This window comes from Glycomyces sp. NPDC047010 (assembly GCF_040644205.1).
Lineage (GTDB): Bacteria > Actinomycetota > Actinomycetes > Mycobacteriales > Micromonosporaceae > Glycomyces.
The window spans coordinates 263,441-287,164 of record NZ_JBEYVY010000002.1 but is presented as its reverse complement, the minus strand read 5'-3'; the positions used below and the strand labels follow the sequence as shown (position 1 = coordinate 287,164).

Here is a 23,724-nt window from a genome sequence, read left to right as displayed (position 1 = left end):
GATCCGAACCGCGCGCCGGTCGGCGCGCACACCGAGCGGGTCCCCGGGCGACCGGGGCGACCCGGCTAGAAGGGCGACGGCACGTGCCACCCGTGTTCACAGGGCCGGAGGCCGGGGCGCTCCCGCACCTGCCCCGCCTGCCGCGGCGGCTCCGCGCCGCCGCGCCGTCCTGGACCGAGACCACCGACGTGTGCGTCATCGGCTCCGGCGTCGCCGGACTCACCTGCGCGCTCAACCTGCGCCGGGCCGGATTCCACGTCACCGTCGTCACCAAGGTCCACATCGACGACGGCTCCACCCGCTGGGCGCAGGGCGGCGTCGCCGCCGTGCTCGACCCGCACGACACCCCCGCCGCGCACGCCCGCGACACCCAGATCGCCGGCGTCGGCCTCTGCGACCCCGCGGCCGTGGACGTCACCGTCACCGAAGGCCCCGAACGCATCGCCGACCTCATCCACCTCGGCACCGAGTTCGACCGCGACCCCGACGGCTCACTCCAGCTCGCCCGCGAGGGCGGCCACCGCGCCCGCCGCATCGTCCACGCCGGCGGCGACGCCACCGGCGCCGAGATCCAGCGCGCACTCCACGCCGCGGTCCTGCGCGACCCGTGGATCCGCATCATCGAGAACGCCATGGTCCTCGACCTGCTCACCGACGCCCGCGGCCACGCGGCCGGGGTGAGCCTCCACGTCCTCGGCGAGGGCGTCGAGCACGGCGTCGGCGGCGTCGAGGCCCGCGCGGTCGTGCTCGCCACCGGCGGCCTCGGTCAGATCTTCCAGTCGACCACCAACCCCTCCGTGTCCATCGGCGACGGCGTGGCGCTGGCGCTGCGGGCCGGTGCGACCGTGACCGACCTGGAGTTCGTCCAGTTCCACCCGACGTCCCTGTACGTCGCAGGCGTCGCGGGCGACGGCCTGCGCGGTCTGCCCGGCGCCTCCGGCCCCGGCGGCGGCACCGCGGCCGGAGGCTCCGAACCCGGGTCCGACGGTATCCCCGGGGACCGACAGTCCGGTCCGGCCGCAGGCCGGGGCCCGAACGGGGTCAGCGCGGACCAGCAGCCGCTCATCTCCGAGGCGCTGCGCGGCGAGGGCGCGTACCTCCGCGACTTCACCGGCGACCGGTTCATGGTGGGCCGCCACGAGCTCGCCGAGCTCGCGCCCCGCGACGTCGTCGCCAAGGCCATCACCAACCGCATGATCGCCGAGGGCAAGCCGCACATGTGGCTTGACGCCCGCCACCTCGGCCGCGACATGCTGGAGCACCGCTTCCCGACGATCACCGCCTCGTGCCGCGCGATCGGCGTCGACCCCGTGGCCGACCTGATCCCCGTCGCGCCCGCCGCCCACTACTCCTCAGGCGGCGTGCGCACCGACCTGCACGGGCGCACCAGCGTCCCCGGCCTGTACGCCGCCGGGGAGGCCGCCTGCACCGGCCTGCACGGCGCCAACCGCCTCGCCTCCAACTCGCTGCTCGAAGCGCTCGTGTTCGCGCAGCGCATCGCCGACGACCTCGCCGAGCGCAAGCCGAGCCCCGGCGTCCCGGAGCTCCCCGAGGGCGAGGGCACCGTGTGCTCCACGACCTCCCGTGCGCCCCTCCAGGAAGCGATGACGAAGGGCGCGGGCGTGCTCCGCTCCGAGTCGTCACTGGAGGCCACCGCGGCGTCGCTCACCGCACTGGGGGACAATGTGTCCGGACGTCCGCGACCGGCCACATGGGAGGCCACGAACCTCTTGACCGTGGCGGCCGCCGTCACGGCCGCGGCGCACCGGCGCCGCGAGACCCGGGGCAGCCACTGGCGCGAGGACCACCCCGACGCCGCCGACGCCTGGCTCGGCCACCTGTGCCTGTCCATCAGCTCCGACGGGGAGCTCGAAACCACCTGGGAGCCCATCAGATGAGCAGATTCGCCGAAGTCCCCGGCGGGGCCGGACTGGACGAGCGGCTGCTCGCCTGCCGCCTCGACCCCGAGGACGTGTACGTCGCCGTCCAGGACTACCTGGACGAGGACCTCTCCCACGAACGCCGCGACGTCACCTCCGAGTCGATCTTCGGCCCGGGGCACACCTCCACCGTCGCCGTCACCGCCCGCGCCGACGGGCTCCTCGCGGGCCTCCCGGTCGCCCACGCGGTCTTCCACGCCATGCCCGGGGACGTCGGGTTCCAGTACCTCGCAAAGGAAGGCGCGCGCATCCGCGCCGGGCAGGTCCTCGCCCGCGTCACCGGCCCCACCCGCTCGCTCCTCGCCGCCGAGCGCACCGCCCTGAACCTGCTGTGCCGCATCAGCGGCGTCGCCACCCACACCCGCCGCTTCGCCGACGTCCTCGCCGACTGGCACACCACCGTCCTCGACACCCGCAAGACCACGCCGGGCCTGCGCGCGTTCGAGAAGTATGCGGTGCGCGCCGGGGGCGGCGACAACAAGCGCATGGGCCTGTACGACGTCGCCATGATCAAGGACAACCACAAGGAGGCCGCGGGCTCGATCACCGAGGCGTTCAACGCGGTCCGCTCCGCCGAGCCCGATGTGGACGTCCAGGTGGAGGTCGAGACCATCGAGGAGGCCCTCGAAGCGGTCGCCGCCGGGGCCGTGTTCCTCCTGTGCGACAACATGAGCCCCAAGGAGCTCACCGAGGTCGTCGAGGCCGTCGGCGAGCGCGCCGAGCTGGAGGCGACGGGCACCATCACCCTCGACACCGCGGTCGACTACGCCGCCACCGGCGTCGACTACATCTCCGTGGGCGCGCTGACGCATTCGTCGCCCATTCTGGACATCGGCCTGGACTTCGAGGAGTAGACGCGTGCTGCTGTGCGTGGACATCGGGAACACGAACACGGTGCTCGCCGTGTTCGACGGGGAGACCCTGAAGCACTCGTGGCGGATCCGCACCGACCCGCACGCCACCGCCGACGAGCTGGGCCTGACGTTCCGGGCCCTCCTCGACGGCGACGGCGTGGACCTCTCGGGCATCGCGCTGTCCTCCACCGTGCCCCAGCAGGGCGCGGAGGTCGCGAAGATGGCGCAGCGGTACTACCCGCACGCGCGCCTCGTGCAGATCGCGCCGGGCGTCAAGACCGGTGTGCGCCTGAGCATCGACAACCCGCGCGAGGCCGGGCCCGACCGCATCGCGAACACGTACGCGGCGTTCCACCTCTACGGCGGGCCGTGCATCACCGTCGACTTCGGAACGTCCACGAACATCGACGTGATCTCCGAGACCGGCGACTTCCTGGGCGGCGCTTTCGCACCGGGCATCGAGATCTCCATCGACGCGCTCGCCTCGCGGGCCGCGAACCTGCTGAAGATCCCGCTCGTGAAGCCGCGCAGCGTCATCGGCAAGAACACCGTCGAGTGCCTCCAGTCCGGCATGGTCTACGGCACGGCCGCGCAGGTCGACGGCCTGGTCCGCCGCATCACCGCCGAGCTCGGCGGCGAGGTCGCGGCGGTCGTCGCCACCGGCGGCCTCGCGCCGGTCGTCATCGAGCAGTGCGAGACCATCACCCACTACGAGCCGAACCTCACCTTGCACGGCCTCAGGATGATCTGGGACCGCAACGCCTGACGTGCGCGGGGCGTGCGCCGCGCGTGCGCGCGATGTGAGGGCCGCGTGAGCGCTGGTCCGTACGTTGGGCGCATGGCACAGCAGACGACCAGAACCCCGCTGCGGCGCACCGCCGCCGCGCTCGCACGCACCGCCGCCGCCGCCGTCTCGGCGGGGGCACTCGCGGTGGCCGCCTTCGCGGCCCCCGCCCAGGCCAGCACCGACTGGACCCTCAGCGACAGCGTCCGGATCACCGGGGAGGACGGTTTCACCCCGCCGTACGCCAGTGTCCGGATCACCGGCGACGACGGCTTCACCCCGCCGTACGCCAGTGTCCGGATCACTGGGGACGGCGGCTACGGCTACCGCCTGAACGGCACGGACAACACCATCTACCTCGTCCCGGTCGACGCCGACAACCGCGACTTCAGCGTCCGGATCACCGACGCCGACAACCGCGACTTCTAGGACTCGTCTCCGGCGCCGGCGGCGGGCAAGTCCCGTCGGCGCCAGGGTGGGGCGTGGGAAACAGGGCGCCCGGCATGCCGCCGGGCGCCCTGGCCGCGTCCGCAGGAGAGCGGAAGCGCCTCAAGGCGTCCGGTACGGATGCGCTGTCCCCGTTCAGGATCCGGTCTCGCCGAGCAGCGCCCGGATCTCGTCGGCGCGCGGGTCGCCCAGGGCCGCAGCGAGGTCCAGGGCCCGCTCCAGGACCGGGGCGGCCTCGCCGGGCCGGCCGTCGTCGCGCAGCGCCCGGCCCAGGGCCGTCAGGCACAGGGACTCGTGCAGCCGGTCCCCGATCTCCGCGAACACCTCGGCGGCGTCGCGCAGCCACGCCGCCGCGTCCGCGTGCGCGCCGTCCTGCGCGTGGGCGAGCCCGATCGCCTCCATCGCCCGGCCCTGGCCGCGCCGGTGCCCGAGCCCGCGCAGCAGCTCCAGGGAGCGCCCCGCGGCCGCGACCGCCTCGGCCGCCCGTCCGGCGTCTATATAGGACCGTGCGAGGTTGAACAGCGACACGGCGAGGTCGCCCGGATCCCCGGCCTCCTCGTCGAGCGCCGCGCACCGCCGCAGGTGGTCGATGGCCTCCTCGTGCCTTCCCATGCTGCGGAAGATCATCCCGAGGTTGTTGAGCACCACGGCCTGCCCGCCCGCGTTCCCCAGCCCGCGGTACAGCTCCAGTGCGGCGCGCTGCGAGGCGATGGCCTCCTCGTACCGCTCCAGGTGCCGCAGGGACGCCCGCATGGTGAGCATCTCGGCCTCCCCGAACCGGTCGCCCGCGCGCCGGGCCGCGGCCAGGCCGGTCTCGGCGAGCGCGGCGATCTCCGGCCAGGCGCGGCACCGGTCCAGGTGCGCCCACAGCAGGTGCACGAGCCGCCAGCAGTGCCGGTCCAGGCCGTGGGCTTCGGCGGCGGCGACGGCCGCGAGGAGGTTGTCGTGCTCGGTCTCGAACCACTCGATGGCCTGCTCGGAGCCGTCGAACTCCAGCGGGACCGCCCCGGCGGGCGGCGCCAGGGACGGGTCCACGGACGCGGGCTGCACGTGGGCGCTCGCGGCGAGCCCGGTGGCGGTGTACCAGTCGAGGAGCCGGGCGAGGGCCTCGGGCCCTTCGCCTGCGGCCGTGGCGAGTTCGGCGGCGTACACGCGCAGCAGGTCGTGCAGTTCGTACCGGCCGGGACGGGGGCGGCGAAGCAGGTTGTGGTCGACGAGGGACTCCAGGAGCCGCTGCGTCCCTTGCGATCCGGTGAGTGCGGCCGCGGCGGCCGTGCCGAGGTCCGCGCCGGGCGCGGTGCCGAGGGCCCGGAACAGGGCGGCCTCCCGTTCGGGGAGGGCCCGGTAGGACCAGGCGAAGACGCCGCGCACGTCGTCGGCGCCGTCGCCGAGGGCGTCGAGCCGGGCGGCGCCGTCGCGGGCCTCCTCGACCAGGTCCGGCAGCGGCATCCCGGTGTCGCGGACCCGTTCTGCGGCAAGGGCGACGGCCAGCGGCAGGTGCCCGCACAGGCCCGCGAGCTCGGCGATGGCCGCGGGGTGGTCCTGCGATCCGGGGACGCCGGAGAGGAGCGCCGCGGACTCGTCGGGGCTGAACGGTTCGAGCTCGACCAGGTGCGCGCCTTCGCGGCGGCGCAGGCTCCGGAGCCGATTGCGGCTGGTGACGAGGACGAGGCTGCCGGTGCCGGGCAGGAGCGGGCGCACCTGGTCGGCGTCGGCGGCGTTGTCGAGGAGCATGAGGACGCGGCGGCCCGCGAGCGCGGAGCGGAGGGTCGCCGAGCGGCCGTCGCGGTCGGGCGGGATGCGCTCGGGCGGGGTGCCGAGGGACAGCAGGAGGGTCATGAGTGCGGCGTCGCCCGCGGGCCCGCCGGGCCAGTGGCCGGAGAGGTTGAGGTGGAGCTGCCCGTCGGGGAACCGGTCGGCGACGCGGTGGGCCCAGTGGAGGGCGAGGGTGGTCTTGCCGACGCCGCCGGGGCCGCTGACGACGGCGATGTTCCCGTTGCCGGCGTGGAGGAACCGGTCGAGGTCGGCGAGGGGCTCGGCGCGTCCGGTGAAGGACGCGATGTCGGCGGCGAGCTGCCGGGGGACGTCGGCCGCGGGCGGGGCCGTGGCTTGCGGGACTGGTGTAGCGCCGAGGACGGTGCGGTGGGCGCGCTGGAGCTCCTCGCCGGGGTCGACGCCGAGCCGGTCGGCGAGGAGCGTGCGGACCCGCTGGTAGGCGCCGAGCGCCTCGGCCTGGCGGCCGGACCGGTGGAGGGCGAGCATGAGGCGCGACCACAGGAACTCGCGGAGCGGGTGCCTGGTGGTGAGGTCGGCGAGTCCGGCGATGAGCTCGGCGTGGCCTCCGGCGTCGAGGACGAGGTCGGTGCGGCGTTCGACGGCGCGGAGCCGCTCCTCGGCGAGCGCGGGCGCGTGGGCGAGGACGAGGGTCTCGGCGTCCACGTCCACGAGTGGGTCGCCGCGCCACAGCGCGAGCGCTTCGTCGAGGAGCGCGAGTTCGGCGGCGCCGCCGGTGCGCTGCGACTGTGCGGTGAGGGTGCGGAAGCGGTGCACGTCGACCGCGTCCCGGTCGAGGTCCAGTGTGTACTCGCCGACGGCGGCGGTGATCGCGTCGGCGCCGAGGGCCTGGCGCAGGCGGCCCACGACGGCGTGGAGGCGGTGCCGGGCCTCTGGGGTGTCCTCGCCCCACACGAGCGCGGCGAGTCCGCTGCTGCGCACGGGTTTCCCGGCGGCGAGGGCGAGCGCGGCGAGGACCGCCCGCTGCCGGCCTCCGGCGACGGGCGCGGGCGTGCCGCCAGCGGTCACTCGGAACGGGCCGAGCAGGCCGATGCGCAGCGGCCCGGCCGGGGGCGGCACCGCCCCTTCATATTCCATTGAGGACGATGCCGCGGGAAGCGGCGGAATATTGTGCGGCAGTGTCTGGTGCGGCTCTGTCATGGTGCGGCGGCTCGCAAGGTCGCGGGGCGCCGGTCCGCAGGGGGCGGAGCGGTCGCGCCGGACGACGCGCCCCGGTCGCGATGCGCCGGCCGGGTCGTCCGGCGACCACCCTAGCGAGTGCCGACCACAGTGCCCGGTCGTGCCGGACCCCGCGTCAGGCCGCCGGGCCCGCCACCGGGCCGTGGGCGAGGTGGACGCTGCGGGCGCCGCCGCGCATCCTGATGCGCCGGGCCAGGGCCACGGCGTGCTTCACGTCCTCGGCGAGGAACAGGATCGTGGGCCCGGAGCCGGAGACGTGGGCCGTCAGGGCGCCCTCTTCGAGGCCGCCGTGCATGAGCGAGGCGAGCTGCGGGCGCAGGCTCACCGCCGCGGCCTCCATGTCGTTGACGAGCAGGCGCGCCAGCGAATCGGCGTCGGCGCCGGACTCGAAGGCCCGCACGATCTGGTCCACATCGGAGGAGAAGCGGCCGATGCCGTCCTCGCGGAGCCGGTCGACCTCCTTGTAGCACTCGGGGGTCGAGATCTGCGTGTCTGTGGTCGCCACGACCCAGTGCCAGGTCCCCTTCGCCTGCACCGGGGTCAGCTCCTCCCCGCGGCCCTTGCCGATCGCCGTGCCGCCCTTGAGGCAGAACGGGACGTCGGAGCCGAGGCCCGCGGCGAGGCGGTGCAGCTCGGCGTCGCCGATCGGCACGTCCCACAGCCGCGAGCAGGCGATCAGCGCACCGGCCGCGTCCGCGGAGCCCCCCGCGAGGCCCCCGGCGACGGGGATGCGCTTGTTCAAGTGCAGCTTGACGTCCGGTTCGATCCCGGCGTACAGGGCGATGAGCTTCGCGGCCTTGTACGCGAGGTTCCCCTCGTCCGTGGGCAGCTCCCCGGCGCCCTCGCCGGAGATCGTGATCTCGATGCCCGGCTCGCCGCGCAGCTCCGCGGTCACGGTGTCGTGCAGCGAGATCGCCTGATACACCGTGGACAGCGCGTGGTAGCCGTCGGCGCGGGCGTCGCCCACGCCCAGGTGCGGGTTGATCTTGGCGGGGACGTCGACGGAAACGCCGACCGGCGGTGCGGCCGGCGCGGTCTGTCCGGTCATACAGGGGCCTCCTCAGGTCCGACTGGTCCCGCCCAGCGCCTCCTTGGCGTCGGCGAGGGCGATGAACTCCGCTATGTCCAACGATTCACCCCGCCTGGTGGGTTCGATCCCGGACCGCTCCAGCACCGCGTCCACGTCCTCGCCCGCCCACGTCTTCAACGACTGGCGCAGCATCTTGCGCCGCTGCCCGAACGCGGCGTCCACGGCCCCGAACACCTCGACGCGGTTCGCGTCGGGGCTCTGGATGCGCTCGAACGCCACGAGCGCGCTCGCGACGTTGGGCACCGGCCAGAACACGTTCGCAGAGACCGAGCCGGCGCGCTTCGCCTTGGCGTACCAGGCCATCTTCACGCTCGGGGACCCGTAGATCTTCGACCCGGGCGAGGCGGTGAGCCGGTCGCCGACCTCCGCCTGGACCATGACGAGGCCCTTGCGCAAGGTAGGGAAGTGCTCCAGGGCGTGGAGCACGACGGGCACGGCCACGTTGTACGGCAGGTTCGCGACCAGCGCCGTCGGCGGCTCGGGCAGCTGCGCGGGGTCGATGCGGGCGGCGTCGGTCTCGACGACGACGAGCCGCTGGTGCTCCTCGGGCGCCCGGTGCGCCACCGTGGTGGGCAGCGCGAGCGCCAGCTTCGGGTCGATCTCGACGGCGATCACCTTGCGGGCGATCTCGATGAGCGCCAGGGTGAGCGAGCCCAGGCCCGGGCCGACCTCCATGACGACGTCCTCGGCGTCGAGCTTCGCGGCGGCGGCGATGCGGCGCACCGTGTTCGCGTCCACGACGAAGTTCTGGCCCCACTTCTTGGTGGGGGTGATGCCGAGGCCGCGCGAGAGGGTGCGGATGTCGCCCGAGGTGAGCAGGCGCGCCATCAGCCCTGGCCCCCGGCCAGCAGCGGCTCCAGTTTGATGCCCGGGTAGTCGTTCTGGATGGTCTGGATGCGGTACTTGTTCGGCAGCGCCACGAGGAACGCGCCGTCACGGGGCCGCGAGAACACCTCGACGCCCGGGGCGGTGCGCAGCCGGGCCGCGCCTTCGGCGTCGGTGAGCCGCGCGAGCTGGTACGGCAGGTTGCTGATCGTCGCGGGGACGTCGAACTCGGCCTGGAGCCGGGCCGTGGTCACCTCGAACTGGAGGGGCCCGACGGCGGCGAGCACGGGCGTGGCCTCGCCGCGCCGCTCGGAGTACAGGACCTGCACGACCCCTTCGGCGTCGAGCTGCGCGATGCCGCGCCGGAACCGCTTGGCCTTCGACGTGTCGTGCATCTGGAGCGCCCCGAAGTGCTCGGGCGCGAACGCCGGCAGCGGCGGGTACTCGACGGCCTTGCCCTGGTAGATCGTGTCGCCCACCGAGAGGCCGGTGGCGTTGACGAGGCCCACGATGTCGCCGGGCCACGCCTCGTCCACGGTGTCGCGCGCCGACCCGAACAGGGTCTGCGCGTACTTCGTGGACATGGTGCGCCCGCCCTGCGCCTGCACCACCTGCATGCCGCGCTCGAACCGGCCCGAGCAGACGCGGATGAACGCGAGCTGGTCGCGGTGCGAGGCGTTCATGTTCGCCTGCGACTTGAACACGAACCCGGAGAACCCGGTCTCCAGCTCGCGCGGCTCGCCCTTCGCGTCGTCGCGCGAGAACGGCGAGGGCGCGATGTCCACGAGCAGGTCGAGGAGCTGCCCGACCCCGAAGTGGACGAGCGCGGCGCCGAACAGCGTCGGCGTGGTCTGCCCGGCCTCGAACGTCTTCTGGTCGAAGTCCGCCTCGACCTCGCTCAGCAGCTCCGACTCCTCCTGGGCGCGTTCGTAGTCGGCCCCGAACTGCGCGGCCGCCTCGGCGGCGCCGAGCTGCTCGGCGATCGCCGACCGCTCCCCGCCCGGGGACCGCTCGTACCGGACCATGCCCGGGACCTGCGGCCCGACCTCGCGGCGGCCGTCCCGCCACTCGCCGAACCCGATCCGCTCGATGACGCCGCGGAACTCGCCGCCGACGCCCACGGGCCACGTCACGGGCGTGGGCTTGATGCCGATGCGCGTCTCGATCTCCTCGATGAGTTCGAGCGCGTCCTTCGCGGGCCGGTCCCACTTGTTGACGAACGTGATCACGGGGATGCGCCGCGCCCGGCACACCTCGAACAGCTTCAGCGTCTGCGGCTCCAGGCCCTTCGCGGCGTCCAGGAGCATCACCGCGGCGTCGACGGCGGTGAGCACGCGGTAGGTGTCCTCGGAGAAGTCGGCGTGGCCGGGGGTGTCGAGGAGGTTGACGACGCAGTCGCGGTACTCGAACTGGAGGGCCGCCGAGGTGATGGAGATGCCGCGGTCCTGCTCCATGGACATCCAGTCGGACACCACGCCCTTGCGGTCGCCCTTGCCGTGGACGGCGCCCGCGGTCGAGATGGCGCGGCCGTGCAGCGCCAGGGCCTCGGTGATCGTCGACTTGCCGGCGTCGGGGTGGGAGATCACCGCGAACGTGCGGCGGCGCGCGGCCTCCGCCGAGATGTGGCTGGACATGGATTCCTCAAGGTGTTGAAAAGTGCTTCGGGCCCGACCCTCAACGATAGCCGTGCGCAGCGACACGGCCCGGCCGCGTCACTGCGCGAGCGCGTCCTTGACGATGCCCGCGACGAGCTTCCCGTCGGCCCGCCCGGCGGTCTTCGGGCCGATCGCCTTCATGACCTTGCCCATGTCCTTCGGCCCCGAGAACCCGCCCTCGGCGATCGCGGCCCGCACCAGTTCAGTGACTTCCGCCTCAGTGAGCTCCGTCGGCAGGTACCGCTTGATGACGGCCTCCTCGGCGAGCTCGTTCGCCGCGGACTCCTCCCGGCCGCCCTCACGGAACGCATCGGCCGCCTCGCGCCGCTGCTTCGCCTGCTTGACCAGCACTTTCACGACTTCCGCATCGTCGAGTTCGCGCTTGCTCTTCCCGGCGACCTCTTCGTTCCGAATTGCCGTGATGATCATGCGGAGCGTGCCCAGTGTCACCTTGTCCTTGGCCTTGAGGGCGGCTCGCATATCCGTTTCCAACTGGGTCTTTAGCTCGCTCATCTGCACTCCTTCGTGGGCGCCTTCGGACGCAAACCATCCTTATGCGGATCTTACATTCTTCTCCGTATCATGTGAGATATGACAGTGGCGGTGAGGCATCGGGCGTACCGGTACCGGTGCTACCCGTCTCCGTCGCAGGCCGAGAACCTGATCCGGACGTTCGGTTGCGTCCGTCTGGTGTACAACAAGGCCCTCGACGCACGCACCAAGGCTTGGTACCGGCGCAGGGAGCGCATCAGCTACGCCGAGACCTCGGCGCTGCTGACTAAATGGAAGCGCCGCAGCGACCTCGCGTTCCTCAACGAGGTCTCCTCGGTCCCGATGCAGCAGGCGCTCCGGCATCTGCAGAAGGGCTTCGCGCACTTCTTCGAGGGTCGGACCGGCTATCCGCGCTTCAAGCAGAAAAGGGTCCTGGCCGGATCGGCCGAGTACACCAGGTCGGCGTTCACGTTCCGATCCGGCGAGCTGAGACTCGCCAAGCAGGACTCGCCGCTGCGGATCAAGTGGTCCAGGCACCTTCCCGCCGCCGCAGACCCGTCGATGGCGACCGTGTCCCGTGACCGCGCGGGCCGCTGGTTCGTCTCCCTCCTCGTCGAAGAGGACATCGCGGAACTTCCGAAGCAGTCCGGGGAGATCGGTGTCGACGCCGGGATCACCAGCCTGTTCACGTTCTCTACCGGCGAACACGTCACCAACCCGCGGCATGAGCGCCGCGGCCGGGAGAGGGTCAGGCAGCGCCAGCGGGACCTGTCCCGCAAGCAGCAGGGCTCGGCGAACTACCGCAAGGCCCAGGTCCGTCTGGCCCGTGCCCACGCGCGCGTGTCGGATCGGCGGCATGATTTTCTGCACAAGCTCACCACTCGACTCGTTCGCGAGAACCAAACGATCGTGATCGAGGATCTGAGCGTGCGCGGGATGCTGTCGAACCACACCCTCGCCCGCGCGATCTCCGACGCCTCTTGGAGCACGTTTCGCCGCATGCTCGGGTACAAGGCCGACTGGTATGGCCGCGAACTGGTCGTGGTCGACCGGTTCCTTCCGTCCTCCAAGACCTGCTCCGAGTGCGGGACCATGCGGCAGACCATGCCGCTCAACGTGCGGACCTTCAAGTGCCCGAACCAGCGGTGCGGGCACGCCGAGGACCGCGACGTGAACGCGGCCAAGAACATTCTGGCGGCCGGGCTGGCCGTTGCAGCCTGCGGAGACGGTGTAAGACCAAAGCGCTCCTAGCGCCGCGGCGACCGTCGATGAAACAGGAAACACCCTCCAGTGATGGGCGGGTGCCTTCTCCAAGGGAGGGGGTGCGAGCCAAATCTCGACAATCTACCGTTGGGGTATGAAGATCAGCCGTGGACTTGCCGCAGCAGCCGGGATCGGGGTCGGCGCGGGGGCGCTGGCGCTCGCCTACGCGTCGCTATACGAACGCGTCCAGTACACGCTCAGGCACTTCGCGGTGCCCGCGCTTCCCGAAGGTGCCGAGCCTATCCGGGTCCTGCACATCTCCGACCTCCACATGACGCCCGGCCAGGTGCGCAAGGCCCACTGGGTCGCGTCCCTGTCGGCGCTCGACCCGGACCTGGTGCTCCTCACCGGCGACAACCTGTCGCACCCGGACGCGGTCGACCTGGTCGCCAAGACCCTCCGGCCGCTGTTCAAGGCGCCGGGCGCGTTCGTGTTCGGCTCGAACGACTACTACGCGCCGGTGTTCAAGAACCCGCTCCAGTACTTCAACCGCAACCACGAGCACCGGTACGGCGAGCCGCTGCCCACCGAGGAGCTGCGGAAGATCCTCGTCGACGGCGGGTGGCTCGACCTGAACAACGCCGCCGCCGACAAGGTCGTCTCAGGCATGAACGTCCACTTCGCGGGCGTCGACGACCCGCACTTCGACCTCGACGACTACGAGCTGGTGGCCGGGCCCGTCCCCTCCAGCGCCGACCTCTCGATCGGCCTCACCCACTCGCCCGAGCCGCGCGTCCTCGACTCCTTCGAGGCCGACGGCTACGACTTCGTCGCCGCGGGCCACACCCACGGCGGACAGGTCTGCGTGCCCGGCTACGGCGCGCTCGTCACCAACTGCGGCATCGACCGCGAGCGCGTGAAGGGCCTGCACCCGTGGGAGGACATGTGGCTCCACGTCTCGGCGGGCCTGGGCACCAGCCCGTACGCGCCCGTGCGCTTCGCGTGCGCCCCGGAGGCCAGCCTCCTGACGTTCGTCCCGAAGGTCTTCTAGCCGCGGCGCCGGGGCCCGGATGTGACCGGGCCCCGCGCCCCCGACCCCGTTCGACGCCCCTCCCCGGGTTCGGGTAGCATTTCCAAACGACGCATCCGCCCAGCGTGTGCGCCAAAACAGAACATCGGGTTGTGGCGCAGCTTGGTAGCGCACCTCGTTCGGGACGAGGGGGTCGCAGGTTCAAATCCTGTCAACCCGACCATCTGATCTCTCCGGAGATCGGAAACAGGTCGAACCTTTGCTGGTTCGGCCTGTTTCGCTGTGCGGGTCCGGCGGGTCGGCCGGGGCGGGCGGACCGTTTGTGGATACCCGAGAAAAATCGGGGGCGTCGCGGACCGGTCGCGGTGATCCGTTGTAGGAGCGCTACAACCGGGGCGCGATTTCGGTAGCGGGGTGCTTGCGCATGGTCGCGACACTGGCCTCATGAACACGACATCGCAGACCACCGCCGCAAAGGGCATCGCGCCCCCCGTCCTCTGGGGGCTCGCCCCGTTCGCATGGCTCTTCCTCCTCCTGGGCTGGCTCGCCCTGGACGGGGACCTGTCCGGCCCGGTGCAGACCGCGCTCGGCGTCGCGGTCCTGTCCCTGCCCGCGCCCTGGCTGCTGTGGGCCGCATGGCGGATGCCGCGCCCGAGCGCGAAGACCTACTTCGTCGAAGGAAGCGCCCTGGTCGCGATGCTGCTCTCGCTCTTCGTCACCGCCGTGCACTACCTCGCCACCGGCGACCCGACCGAGACGGCATCACCGGGCTTCACCGCTGCGTTCGCCGCCGCCGCGGTAGTGCTCGCCGCGGCCGCCTGGCCGCTGCCGGGCCGCCGCCTCGCCTACGGCCTGCCCGCCCTGGGCTGCGCGGCCTTCGCGATCAGCGTGCAGATACCGCAATGGCGGACCGGCGCACACCCGGCATCGTCGATCGCCATCGCGGACGAAGTGCTGCTGTACGCCCTCACGGCGTCGATCGCCCTGGGCGTCCTCCTCCAGACCGCCTGGTGGCTGCTGCACCGCACCCGGGCGGGCCGCGGCGTCGGGCGGCCGCAGTAGATGCGTGAACGCTCATTACATTGATTGATATCAATGAATATTGAGGTTCCTTTGAGCTTGCTCTGAGCTGATCCGGACGTTCATTTCGGGATACTCCCTGACAGCTCACTCGAAAGGAGCAAAAGGTGAGAACTCCCAAGCAGGCGAACGGGAACGCGCCGATGTACGAAGGCCGCCCCTACGCCCAACCCGACGAACCGCTCGTCGACCAGGGCCTCCAGTTCGACATCGGCACGCTGCTCAGCAGGCGCGGCATCCTCCTCGGCGGCGCGGGCCTCGCCGCGGGCGGACTCGCGGCCTACGGCGCGCTCGGCACCGCCGGGGCCGCCGACCTCGATGCGCAGGCGCTCAGCGAGATCCCCGAGGAGACCGCCGGGCCCTACCCCGGCGACGGCACCAACGGGCCCGACGTCCTGGAGCAGTCCGGCGTCGTCCGCAGCGACATCCGGTCGAGCTTCGGCACCGGGTCCGCCACCGCGCCCGGCGTCCTGATGCACCTCGAACTCGAAGTCATCGACATGGCGAACGGCAACGCGCCCTTCACCGGCGCCGCCGTGTACGTCTGGCACTGCGACCGGGCCGGCGGGTACTCCATGTACTCCTCGGGCCTGACCGGCCAGAACTACCTCCGCGGCGTCCAGATCGCCGACGACGACGGCTACGTGCGCTTCACCAGCATCTTCCCCGGCTGCTACACCGGGCGCTGGCCGCACGTCCACTTCGAGGTCTACCCGGACGAGTCCTCGATCATCAACGCCGCGAACAAGATCGCCACTTCCCAGGTGGCGCTGCCGGAGGACGTCTGCGACACGGTCTATGCGCAGAGCGGCTACGAGGCGTCGGCGACCGCGCTCTCGAGGGTATCCCTGGAGTCCGACATGGTCTTCTCCGACGACGGCGCCGTCAGCCAGCTCGCGACCATCTCCGGCTCCGTGGGCTCGGGCATCACCGCCTACCTCGCCGTCGGCGTCGACACGACCACCGCCGCAGGCGGCGGCGGTGGCGGCACCCCGGGCGGCCCCGGAGGAGGCCGCTGACCGAGGCGGGAACCACGACCGGGCCGGGAGCGCACCACTCCCGGCCCGGTTCGCTGCCCTCCCCGTTCACACGAACGAGGGAGTCCTTACGGCTGGTAGCCACTCGACCGCACAGCGGATTCTGTTGAAGCGTCAACAGGCATAGCGTGTTCCTACCCCGGCGCACCCTCCGATCCCCTGGGAGGCAGCAGCTCCTACGCCCTCGCGCGATCGGCTCGGCGGCGCTCTGATCGGGTTCGAGGCCGGGACCGTTGACGGGTATCGCGGCCGGGGTGCCCATCGGCCGGGATGCGTTGTGGGCGGACGACCTCGTCAGGTCGGCCGCCCACGTGCTCCGCGGAGCGGTGTTATCGGCGGGGACCCGGCGCGGGCGGCTTCCCGCGCGGGCTTTGGTATGGCGACGTTCGCGAATCCCCTATGTCGCCGCCATCCCGCCGATAGCGGATGACGTTTTTGCTATCTACTACAACAGGTGGGGTGTCGGACTGTCGAACACGAAGAAGCTACTTGTGGATAACTCTGTGAAACCGCAGGTAGATGCCGATCTGCGGATCGGGTGGGCTGGGGCGGTATAGGCGCAGTCCGCGCCACCAGCGGCGACTCCGGCGGTGGCAGCGACGACGACGACGATTCCGAGAGCGTCTACTACGAGAACTGCGACGCCGCCCGCGCCGCGGGCGCCGCGCCCGTCCACCGCGGCGATCCGGGGTACGGGTCGCACCTCGACCGGGACGGCGACGGCGTCGGCTGCGAGTGAAGGGAAGAGGAGACGTCACCCGGCCGAGGCGACGCTGATGCGGAGGCGCCTCGGCTGGGTGACCGAGCCCCAGCGGCGGGCGGGGAGGCCCGAGGAGCCGGTGGTCCTCCGGTCGGCGAGGAGGTCGGCGGCGGACTCCAGGACGGCGTTCGCGAGGCGGTCGCCGGTGCAGCGGCGCGGGCCCGCGCCGTAAGGCAGGTACGCGTGGGGGTCGTGGACCTCCGCGGCGAGCCACCGCGCCGGGTCGAAGCGGCCCGGGTCCGCGCGCCACCAGCGCGGATCGGTATGGAGCAGCAGGGGGCTGAGGTAGACCGATGTGCCCGCCGGGACGATGACGTCGCCGAAGGCCGCGTCGTCGGCGAGGGTGCGGCTGGTGAGGGTGACGGCGGGGTAGACCCGCAGGACCTCCTTGACGACTGCCCCGGTCCAGTCCTCGCGGGCGATGCCGTCCGGGCGGGCGGTGTCGTGCGCCGCGTGCGCCGCGAGCAGCCACGCGAGGCCGGTGCCGCCGACCCGGTAGAGGTTGCCGAGGTTGATCGAGATCGACTGCGCCGCTTCGAGGTCGGTGAACGCCAAGGCGTCGTCCTCGCGGGCGTCCACGAGGAGGTCGAGCAGGTCGGCGGGCGGGTCGTCGGGGCCGCGGGAGGCCCGGCGCGTCCGCGCGTGGGCGGTGAGCGCCTCGATCCACGCGGTGTTGGCGTGCAGGCGGCGGCGCGTGCGGATCGAGACGGCGTAGGGAAGCGTCATGGCGGCCGATCCGGCCCGCTGGAGGTGTCTCGCGGAGGCGAGGAACGCCTCCCGAAGCGGGCCGCGGAGGTCGTGGACGAGCACGCTCCCGGCGGCGTCGAGCGCGGCGGTCTGGCAGTGCTCCAGGCCGATCGGCTCCCCGGCGTCCATGAACGCCTGGAGGTGCCGCCGCATGAGGGGGGCGGTCCGCTCGGCGATGCCGCGGCCGAGGCGGTGCCATTGGGCGGTGCGGCGTGCGGACATTCAGGTGTCGGGGTCGTCGTGGAGGAGCGAGCGGCGGCCGCTGCGGCGGTCGGGGGCCGCGAGTTCGACGCGGGTCTCCCTGCCGGTGCGGGTCAGCGCCCAGTTGACCCACTCGGGGCGGGCGACCGCGACCCGGCCGCGCGCGAAGGCGAACACGTCCCCGTACTCGCCGCGCAGCCGCGAGAGGCAGGCGACGGGGTCGCGGTCGAAGTCGTCGGGGGGCAGGCCCAGGGGCCGCGGCGCCGGCCCTGGGGGGCGATGTTCGGCGCTACGGCCCCTGGAGTCGACGATCACGTCGTGTAGTGCTCCTTGTAGGAGTTGGTGCTGACCGATCCGCCCGTGGCGAACGCGAAGATCGCCTTGATGAAACTCGCCATGCCACCTCCAAACATGTCGTGCGGCGCGGGGCCGCTGCCGTGTTGCGAGTCAAGTTCACCAAAGAGGACTCCCACTATCCAGGCAGTGCACCGGCGGGACTGCGGCAAGAATGCGAACGGGGGCGTCTGCGCGACCGACCGCCGGTGAGGGGTAGAGGAAACTTCACCACGGAGTCGGGCGCCTGCGGCAATGGCGGGAGCTGCGGATCTGCCTAGGGTTCTAGGTATGGACATCGCAATGCCGCAGGCGCTCCCGTGGCGCCGAGCGCCCCGCGTGATCGTACGGGGGCTGTGGGACGGCCGGACCTGGCTCGCCCTCGTACACCTGGTGACCGGGTCGGTGATCGGCACGCTCGGCGGGATCGTCATCGGCGTCCTGTTCGCCACCGCCGCAGCAGGTTTCGTCACTCTCATCGTTCCGGCGATCGCGCTCGCCGCGACCCTCCTCTTCAGCGCCGCGCTCACCGTGGTCCAGCGCGCCCGCCACACCGCCTACCTGGGGATGGTCTGGCCCAAGGACCAGTCGCCGCCCGTGACGTTCACGCCGCGCTCCCTCATCGGCGTGGTCGGCTCCGCCAAGACCTGGCGCCAGTTCTCGTACCACGTCATCGCGGGCGTGTACGGGTTCATCGCGGGCATGATCGCCTTGACCGCGTGGACGATCGCGCCGGCCATGATCGCCTCGCCGATCTTCGGCCTCGACTCGGGCCTTGAGGTCCGGCACTTCGGGATGTTCCTCGGCGGCGTGATCCTGCTGCTCGCGGCCCCGTGGATCACGCGCGGCCTGTCGGAGCTCGACGCGCTCTTCGCCCGCCAGCTCCTCGTGGGCACCACCCGCGCCCAGCAGCTCGAACAGCGCGTCACGAACCTGACGGAGAGCCGCCACTCCACAGTCGACGCCGCGGACGCCGAGCGCCGCCGCATCGAGCGGAACCTCCATGACGGTGCGCAGCAGCGCCTCACGTCCCTCGCCATGAACCTCGGCATCGCCCGCGCCACCCTCACGGACCTCCCCGAGGACGGCAAGCGCGCGCTCGCCGACGCCCACGAGGAGGCCAAGCAGGTCCTCACCGACCTGCGCGACCTGGTGCGCGGCCTGCACCCCGCGGTCCTGGAGGACCGGGGCCTGGACGCCGCGCTGTCGGCGGTCGCCGCGAGGTCCCCGATCCCGGTGCGGCTCAAGGTGGACATGGAGCGGCGCGTGGCACGCGACGTGGAGGCCGTGGCGTACTTCGTGATCTCCGAGGCGCTCACCAACACCGCCCGCCACTCGGGCGCCGAGCACGCCGCCGTCGAGGTGACCCTCGAAGGGGACGTCCTGCGGCTCAAAGTGGTCGACGACGGCCGCGGCGGCGCCGACGCCGAGAACGGCACCGGCCTCAGGGGACTGTCCGATCGCGTCAAGTCGATCGACGGGACGTTCAAGCTGACCAGCCCGCTCGGCGGGCCCACCACCATCGAAGCGGAGCTGCCATGCGCGTCGTGATCGCCGAAGACTCGGTCCTCCTCCGGGAGGGCCTCGCCAGGCTCATGGAGATCGGCGGGATCGAGGTCATCGACACCGTCGGGGACGCCGAGATGCTGCTCCGCTCGGTCGAGCGCGACTGCCCCGACCTGGTCGTGGTCGACGTGCGGATGCCGCCCGACCAGAGCGACGAGGGCGTGCGGGCCGCGCTGGTCCTGCGCCGCCGCTACCCGGACCTGGCGGTGCTCATGCTCTCCCAGTACGTGGAGGAGCGGTACGCGGTCGAGCTGCTCACCGGGCAGATGCGCGGCATCGGCTACCTGCTGAAGGACCGTGTGGCGGACGTCGAGGAGTTCCTGGACTCGCTGCGCCGGGTCGCCGACGGCGGCACCGCGCTCGACCCGGAGGTGATCTCGCAGCTGCTGGTCCGCCGCGAGGGCGACGAGCTCGACAGGTTGACGCCGCGCGAGCGGGAAGTGCTGTCGCACATGGCGGAAGGCCGCTCGAACGCCGGGATCGCGGGGGTCCTGTTCCTCTCCGAGGGGGCCGTCAGCAAGCACATCAACTCGATCTTCTCGAAGCTCGGGCTCCCGCCCACCGACAGCGGCAACCGCCGCGTGCTCGCCATTCTCAAGTTCCTGCAAGGCAACACGAAGGACCGGTCATGATCGACACCCCGACCAAGCCCGCCACCGGCTCGCCCGGCAACCCCGACCAGCCCGCCTACCCTGCCCGCAAGGTGTGGTGGATCGTCGGCGGCTCCATCACCGGCGCCGCCCTCGTCACCGGGTTCGCCATCTTCGGCGCCTGGTCCTGGGTCGTCTCCGCGGAGGACGAGAACGACTCGCGCACAGAGCAGTTCGACCAGGCGGTGAGCGCCGTCGACGTCACCACCGACGTCGGGGACGTGCAGCTCGACGCCGCCGACGGCACCGTCCTCGACTTCCGCCTGGACGCCGCCTGGCGCGGCGACGAGCCCGACGCGACCGAGGAGTGGAGCGGCACCAAGCTCCTCGTCCGCGGCGAGTGCACGGACGGCAACGTCCTCGGCCTCGACGTCGACCAGTGCCAGACGAACTACACGCTCGCCCTGCCCGCGGGCACCGACGCCACGGCCGAGACCGGCGTGGGCGACATCCGCCTGGACGGCCTCGACGGCGACATCGACGTGGTCGCGGGCGTCGGCTCGATCGACGGCGCCGACCTGCGGTCCACCGGGGTCACCGTGTCGAACGGCGTCGGCGACGTGGACCTGGAGTTCGACGAGGTCCTCGGCGACATCACCGTCGACGCGGGCGCCGGGGACGTGACCATCACCGTGCCCGACGACGGCACCACCTTCGACGTCCAGATCGACGGCGGCGTCGGCGACCGCGACATCCGCGTCGCGACCGACCCGAGCGTCGAGGCCGACTACGTCATCAACGTGACCAGCGGCGTCGGCACTGTCACCGTGAAATACGGGGTCTGAACCGGCCCGGAGGGAAGCGATGGCGCGGACTGCGTCCCGCACCTCGCACATCATTGACCCGCAGAGGAAACCAGGACGGCCCCGCGCACTGCGCGGGGCCGTCCCGTTGCTGCCGAGCGGCGCACTCGCGCCGCGTCCGCTAGTCCTCGGCGCCGGTCAGCTCCGCGACGGCGTCGTCCCGCCCGAGGGCCGCGCCCTGGTCGTACGCCTCACGGAACGCCTTGTCGCCCAGCGCCTCACGCGCCCGCACCTCGGTGCGCAGCACCGCGTCGTAGCCGCGACCGTCGTCGATGCCCAGGAGCGCGCGGCCCAAGCCGAGCATCCGGGCCGCCCGGGCCGCGTCGTCCTCGGTGAGCGCGATGGCGGCGGCGACGCGGCAGGCCATCGCCAGGTCCGCGACGGCGGCGCCCTCGACCTGCGAGCGCGGCAGTCTCGCGATCGCGTGCGGCGACGGCGCGTCCTGAAGCAGCGCAATGAGGTCGTTCATGGAGGCGCTCATGACGCGCATCCGCTCGCCGAGGCTCGGGGCCCCGTCGAGGGCGCGTTCGGCGGCGGGGAGTTCGGCGACGGCCTCGTCGTACCGGCCCTCGGCGACGAGCACCGGGAGGCGGAACCACCGCACGTACGCCTGGCTGAGCGGTTCGCGGGCGGCGTCGGCGAGGGCGGTGGCGCGGCCGATGGACTCCCAGGCGCGCGCGATCTCGCCGTTGCGGGCGAGGCAGTAGGCGAGTTCGGCGTACGCCTCGCTCGCGTCGCCGCGGGTGCCGAGCTCGTCGAGGAGGCGCGCGGCCTCCACAAGGGCCAGTTCGGCGCCGGCCATGTCGCCCTGCCAGCCGAGGCGTTCGCCCTTGACGCGCAAGGCGGAGGCGAGGCCCCAGCGCTCGCCGAGTTCGGCGAAGATCGCCTCGGAGCGGTCGATGGGCGCGGCGCCTTCGAGGCCCGCGACGACGCTGCCGGTGGCGGCGGCGATGAGCAGGGCGGTGGCGAGTTCCCAGCCGTGGAGGTTGCGGCCCTCGATCTCGGGTGCGTCGGGGAGGTAGGCGCTGCCCATGTGCACGAGGAACCGTCCCGGTGCGTTTTCGGGGAGGTCGGCGCCGAGTTCGACGCCCTTGCGCACGGCCTCTTCGCCTGCGGCGTAACCGCCGGTCTCGACGGCGGCGATGCCCTCGATGACGTAGGCGGCGGGCCGGAGCGGCTCGGGGATGTCGGCGGGGACGGCCAGCACGAGGTCGGCCCAGGTGCGGAACTCGGTGTGGCTGCCGAGGAGGTGCCAGTACCAGAACATGGCGGCGACCATGCGCACGCCGGTCTCGATGTCGGCGGTCGCGGAGGCGCGGCCGATGACGGTGACGAGGTTGCCGTGCTCGGCGGTCATGCGCGCCATGGCGTCGAGTTGCGCGGCGGTGCGCAATTCGCCGTCGGAGCGCTCGACCAGTTCGAGGCAGTACTCGGCCATCTCGTCCGCGATGCGCTCGGCGTCGCCGCTCTCCTCCAGGCGCGCAACGGCGTAGGAGCGGATCGTCTCCAGCATCCGGTACCGCTCGCCGTCGCGGTCCACGAGGGACTTCTCGACGAGCCCGGCGAGCGCGTCGAGGTCGTCGACCCGTTCGAGGGCGACTCCGGCGGGGTAGACGCACAGGCGTATGGCAAGGGCGCGTTCGGGATCGGAGAGGAGGTCCCAGCTCCAGGCGATGACGGCGCTGAGGGTGCGGTGCCTGGCGGGCGCGGTCCGGTCGGAGCCGGCGAGGAGCGCGAACCGGTCGTCCAGTCTGGACGCGATCTGGGCGGCGTCGAGTGCCCTCATGCGGGCGGCGGCGAGTTCGACGGCGAGCGGGAGGCCGTCGAGGCGGCGGCAGATCTCCACGACCGCTTCGATGTTGGCGGCGTCGAGTTTGAAGTCGGGCCTGACGGCCGCGGCCCGCTCGACGAACAGCCGCACGGCCGGGCTCGACGCGGGGTCCTCAGTGGAGAGCGGTAGCGGCGGGATGGGGAACAGCCGCTCCCCGCCGATCGCGACCGCTTCGCGGCTGGTGGCGAGGATGCGCAGCCCCGGGCATGCGCCGAGGAGGCGCGAGGCGAGGTCGGCGACGGCGTCGAGCTGGTGTTCGCAGTTGTCGAGGACGATCAGGGCGTCCTGCCCGCCGAAGTACTCCTCCAGGCGCGAGGCGGCGTCGTGCGCGGACGGCTCCAGCAGGCCGGCCTCGCGGGCGCCGATGGCGCGGAGCACGGCGGGGGCGACGTCGTTCCCGTCGGTGGTCGAGGCGAGCTCCACGAGCCACACCCCGTCGGGCGCACCGCCTTTCGCGGCGATCGTCGCGGCGGTCTCGACCGCGAGGCGGGTCTTCCCGGCGCCGCCGGGCCCGGTGACGGTGACGAGGCGGGCGCCCGCGACGGCGTCGGCGAGGGCGGCGAGGTCGTCTTCGCGTCCGACGAAGCTCGTGAGCAGCGACTTCAGGTTGGAGCGCCGCGCGGGCTTCTGCACGGGCGCGGAGGACTGGCGCAGGATCTGGAGGTGCAGTTCGGCGAGTTCGGAGGAGGGGTCGGCGCCGAGTTCGTCGGCGAGGCGCTCGCGGGTCTGCTCGAACACGTCGAGGGCCTCGGCGGGGCGGCCGGTCGCGTAGAGGGCGCGCATGTGGAGGGCCTGCCAGCGCTCGTCGAGGGCGTGGGCGGCGGCGAGGGGTTCGAGTTCGGCGAGGACGTCGGTGCCGGTGGCGATTTCGAGGGCGAGGCGCTCGCGGGTGGTCTCGGTGCGGAGGCGTTCGAGTCTGACGGCCTCGTTCTGGGCGAATCGGTAGTCGAGGAGGTCGGCGAGGGCGGGGCCGCGCCAGAGCCCTTCGGCCTCCTTGAGCGCGTTGAGGTCGCCGCTGCGCCTGCCGGTCTCGGCGAGGCGCTCGAAGCGGACGAGGTCGACGTCCCCGGGTTCGACGTCGAGCTTGTACCCGGCGGCGCCGCGCACGACCTTGTCGGCGCCGATGGCGCGGCGCACGCGTGAGACGAGGGCCTGGAGGGCGTTGGCGGAGGTCGCGTCGTCTTCCCAGATCGCGTCGATGAGAGTGTCGGCGGAGACCTCCCGCCCGGCCTCGAACGCGAGCCGCGCGACGAGCGCGCGGAGCCGCGCCCCGGCGAGGTCGAGGGGCTGGTCCTTGTCGTCGCGGAGGTCGAAAGGACCGAGAAGGAGTACGCGCATACGGGTAGTGTGCCTTGCCCGCCTTGTCGCTGCCGGAGTCGGCCCGGGCCGTCTTGACGTTCTCTTGACGCCCCGGCCCGTGAAC

General features: G+C 72.3%; 19 protein-coding genes, 1 tRNA gene and 1 pseudogene. 13 read left to right on the top strand and 8 right to left on the bottom strand.

Annotation, left to right across the window (positions count from 1 at the left end):
* The first annotated feature begins 83 nt into the window (after positions 1–83).
* From AB0A65_RS04860 to AB0A65_RS04845, 4 genes are all read left to right on the top strand, one after another.
* Positions 84–1,898 (top strand): L-aspartate oxidase, encoded by a 1,815-nt coding sequence (locus AB0A65_RS04860; RefSeq protein WP_359946348.1) that lies wholly within the window; start codon positions 84–86, stop codon positions 1,896–1,898.
* Positions 1,895–2,794: a carboxylating nicotinate-nucleotide diphosphorylase gene (gene nadC / locus AB0A65_RS04855; RefSeq protein ID WP_359946345.1), complete on the top strand. Its 900-nt coding sequence runs from the start codon at positions 1,895–1,897 to the stop codon at positions 2,792–2,794. The genes AB0A65_RS04860 and nadC overlap by 4 nt, the downstream gene beginning before the upstream one ends.
* 4 nt (positions 2,795–2,798) lie before the next feature.
* A complete protein-coding gene (locus tag AB0A65_RS04850; protein ID WP_359946342.1) occupies positions 2,799–3,560 on the top strand; it encodes a type III pantothenate kinase in 762 nt (253 codons plus the stop codon).
* A gap of 72 nt (positions 3,561–3,632) precedes the next feature.
* Complete coding sequence (locus tag AB0A65_RS04845) at positions 3,633–4,007, top strand: hypothetical protein (RefSeq protein WP_359946339.1); 375 nt, start codon at positions 3,633–3,635, stop codon at positions 4,005–4,007.
* A 153-nt stretch (positions 4,008–4,160) separates the two neighbouring features.
* Here AB0A65_RS04845 and AB0A65_RS04840 read toward each other — a convergent pair whose 3' ends face one another.
* The 5 genes from AB0A65_RS04840 to AB0A65_RS04820 form a co-directional block, all read right to left on the bottom strand.
* Entirely contained in the window at positions 4,161–6,896 is a 2,736-nt protein-coding gene (locus tag AB0A65_RS04840; RefSeq protein WP_359946336.1) for a BTAD domain-containing putative transcriptional regulator, read from the bottom strand.
* A 217-nt stretch (positions 6,897–7,113) separates the two neighbouring features.
* Positions 7,114–8,046, bottom strand: a complete 933-nt coding sequence (locus AB0A65_RS04835) for a 4-(cytidine 5'-diphospho)-2-C-methyl-D-erythritol kinase (protein ID WP_359946333.1) — start codon at positions 8,044–8,046, stop codon at positions 7,114–7,116.
* Between the two features lie 12 nt (positions 8,047–8,058).
* Positions 8,059–8,916, bottom strand: a complete 858-nt coding sequence (rsmA, locus tag AB0A65_RS04830) for a 16S rRNA (adenine(1518)-N(6)/adenine(1519)-N(6))-dimethyltransferase RsmA (protein ID WP_359946330.1) — start codon at positions 8,914–8,916, stop codon at positions 8,059–8,061.
* Positions 8,916–10,547, bottom strand: coding sequence for a peptide chain release factor 3 (locus AB0A65_RS04825; protein WP_359946327.1), 1,632 nt, complete (start codon positions 10,545–10,547; stop codon positions 8,916–8,918). The genes rsmA and AB0A65_RS04825 overlap by 1 nt, the downstream gene beginning before the upstream one ends.
* 78 nt (positions 10,548–10,625) lie before the next feature.
* Positions 10,626–11,081 carry a GatB/YqeY domain-containing protein gene (locus tag AB0A65_RS04820; RefSeq protein WP_359946324.1) on the bottom strand — a complete coding sequence of 152 codons (456 nt, stop codon included), beginning with the start codon at positions 11,079–11,081 and terminating at the stop codon, positions 10,626–10,628.
* 78 nt (positions 11,082–11,159) lie between these two features.
* Between AB0A65_RS04820 and AB0A65_RS04815 the strand changes: the two genes are divergently transcribed.
* From AB0A65_RS04815 to AB0A65_RS04790, 6 genes and pseudogenes are all read left to right on the top strand, one after another.
* Positions 11,160–12,311 (top strand): RNA-guided endonuclease TnpB family protein, encoded by a 1,152-nt coding sequence (locus tag AB0A65_RS04815; RefSeq protein WP_359946321.1) that lies wholly within the window; start codon positions 11,160–11,162, stop codon positions 12,309–12,311.
* Between the two features lie 106 nt (positions 12,312–12,417).
* Positions 12,418–13,314 carry a metallophosphoesterase gene (locus tag AB0A65_RS04810; RefSeq protein ID WP_359946318.1) on the top strand — a complete coding sequence of 299 codons (897 nt, stop codon included), beginning with the start codon at positions 12,418–12,420 and terminating at the stop codon, positions 13,312–13,314.
* Positions 13,315–13,439: 125 nt separating this feature from the next.
* Positions 13,440–13,516, top strand: a tRNA-Pro gene (locus AB0A65_RS04805).
* A 221-nt stretch (positions 13,517–13,737) separates the two neighbouring features.
* On the top strand, positions 13,738–14,355 hold the full coding sequence (locus tag AB0A65_RS04800) for a hypothetical protein (RefSeq protein WP_359946316.1): 618 nt from the start codon (positions 13,738–13,740) through the stop codon (positions 14,353–14,355).
* 161 nt (positions 14,356–14,516) lie between these two features.
* On the top strand, positions 14,517–15,392 hold the full coding sequence (locus tag AB0A65_RS04795) for an intradiol ring-cleavage dioxygenase (RefSeq protein WP_359947177.1): 876 nt from the start codon (positions 14,517–14,519) through the stop codon (positions 15,390–15,392).
* A 637-nt stretch (positions 15,393–16,029) separates the two neighbouring features.
* Positions 16,030–16,149 (top strand): annotated as a pseudogene (locus AB0A65_RS04790) (excalibur calcium-binding domain-containing protein); the annotation flags it as partial.
* Positions 16,150–16,164: 15 nt separating this feature from the next.
* On the opposite strand, the gene AB0A65_RS04785 reads toward AB0A65_RS04790, so the two are convergent.
* Together AB0A65_RS04785 and AB0A65_RS04780 are read right to left on the bottom strand one after the other, a co-directional pair.
* Positions 16,165–16,896, bottom strand: coding sequence for a cytochrome P450 (locus tag AB0A65_RS04785; protein ID WP_359947174.1), 732 nt, complete (start codon positions 16,894–16,896; stop codon positions 16,165–16,167).
* Between the two features lie 243 nt (positions 16,897–17,139).
* Positions 17,140–17,433, bottom strand: coding sequence for a hypothetical protein (locus AB0A65_RS04780; RefSeq protein WP_359946313.1), 294 nt, complete (start codon positions 17,431–17,433; stop codon positions 17,140–17,142).
* Positions 17,434–17,742: 309 nt separating this feature from the next.
* Here AB0A65_RS04780 and AB0A65_RS04775 point away from each other — a divergent pair, with 309 nt between their 5' ends.
* Genes AB0A65_RS04775 through AB0A65_RS04765 form a run of 3 tightly spaced genes read left to right on the top strand, consistent with a single transcriptional unit; the run spans position 17,743 to position 20,452 of the window.
* The gene (locus AB0A65_RS04775) at positions 17,743–19,002 is read left to right on the top strand and encodes a sensor histidine kinase (protein WP_359946310.1); all 1,260 of its coding nucleotides are present in this window, start codon (positions 17,743–17,745) and stop codon (positions 19,000–19,002) included.
* Positions 18,990–19,649, top strand: a complete 660-nt coding sequence (locus AB0A65_RS04770) for a response regulator transcription factor (protein ID WP_359946307.1) — start codon at positions 18,990–18,992, stop codon at positions 19,647–19,649. Before AB0A65_RS04775 ends, AB0A65_RS04770 begins: the two co-directional genes overlap by 13 nt.
* A complete protein-coding gene (locus AB0A65_RS04765) occupies positions 19,646–20,452 on the top strand; it encodes a hypothetical protein (protein WP_359946304.1) in 807 nt (268 codons plus the stop codon). Before AB0A65_RS04770 ends, AB0A65_RS04765 begins: the two co-directional genes overlap by 4 nt.
* A gap of 139 nt (positions 20,453–20,591) precedes the next feature.
* Here the strand turns inward: AB0A65_RS04765 and AB0A65_RS04760 are convergent, their stop codons facing one another.
* Positions 20,592–23,639, bottom strand: coding sequence for a BTAD domain-containing putative transcriptional regulator (locus AB0A65_RS04760; RefSeq protein WP_359946301.1), 3,048 nt, complete (start codon positions 23,637–23,639; stop codon positions 20,592–20,594).
* Positions 23,640–23,724: the final 85 nt, after the last annotated feature.

What these genes read in the sequence shown, in the direction of transcription:
- AB0A65_RS04845 (WP_359946339.1), top strand. Translation starts at nt 3,633, where the DNA reads ATGGCACAGCAGACGACCAGAACCCCGCTGCGGCGCACCGCCGCCGCG.
- nadC (WP_359946345.1), top strand. Translation starts at nt 1,895, where the DNA reads ATGAGCAGATTCGCCGAAGTCCCCGGCGGGGCCGGACTGGACGAGCGG.
- AB0A65_RS04825 (WP_359946327.1), bottom strand. Translation starts at nt 10,547, where the DNA reads ATGTCCAGCCACATCTCGGCGGAGGCCGCGCGCCGCCGCACGTTCGCG.
- AB0A65_RS04785 (WP_359947174.1), bottom strand. Translation starts at nt 16,896, where the DNA reads ATGACGCTTCCCTACGCCGTCTCGATCCGCACGCGCCGCCGCCTGCAC.
- AB0A65_RS04760 (WP_359946301.1), bottom strand. Translation starts at nt 23,639, where the DNA reads ATGCGCGTACTCCTTCTCGGTCCTTTCGACCTCCGCGACGACAAGGAC.
- AB0A65_RS04835 (WP_359946333.1), bottom strand. Translation starts at nt 8,046, where the DNA reads ATGACCGGACAGACCGCGCCGGCCGCACCGCCGGTCGGCGTTTCCGTC.
- AB0A65_RS04775 (WP_359946310.1), top strand. Translation starts at nt 17,743, where the DNA reads ATGGACATCGCAATGCCGCAGGCGCTCCCGTGGCGCCGAGCGCCCCGC.
- AB0A65_RS04810 (WP_359946318.1), top strand. Translation starts at nt 12,418, where the DNA reads ATGAAGATCAGCCGTGGACTTGCCGCAGCAGCCGGGATCGGGGTCGGC.
- AB0A65_RS04820 (WP_359946324.1), bottom strand. Translation starts at nt 11,081, where the DNA reads ATGAGCGAGCTAAAGACCCAGTTGGAAACGGATATGCGAGCCGCCCTC.
- AB0A65_RS04765 (WP_359946304.1), top strand. Translation starts at nt 19,646, where the DNA reads ATGATCGACACCCCGACCAAGCCCGCCACCGGCTCGCCCGGCAACCCC.
- AB0A65_RS04840 (WP_359946336.1), bottom strand. Translation starts at nt 6,896, where the DNA reads ATGGAATATGAAGGGGCGGTGCCGCCCCCGGCCGGGCCGCTGCGCATC.
- AB0A65_RS04795 (WP_359947177.1), top strand. Translation starts at nt 14,517, where the DNA reads ATGTACGAAGGCCGCCCCTACGCCCAACCCGACGAACCGCTCGTCGAC.
- AB0A65_RS04815 (WP_359946321.1), top strand. Translation starts at nt 11,160, where the DNA reads ATGACAGTGGCGGTGAGGCATCGGGCGTACCGGTACCGGTGCTACCCG.
- AB0A65_RS04800 (WP_359946316.1), top strand. Translation starts at nt 13,738, where the DNA reads ATGAACACGACATCGCAGACCACCGCCGCAAAGGGCATCGCGCCCCCC.
- AB0A65_RS04770 (WP_359946307.1), top strand. Translation starts at nt 18,990, where the DNA reads ATGCGCGTCGTGATCGCCGAAGACTCGGTCCTCCTCCGGGAGGGCCTC.
- rsmA (WP_359946330.1), bottom strand. Translation starts at nt 8,916, where the DNA reads ATGGCGCGCCTGCTCACCTCGGGCGACATCCGCACCCTCTCGCGCGGC.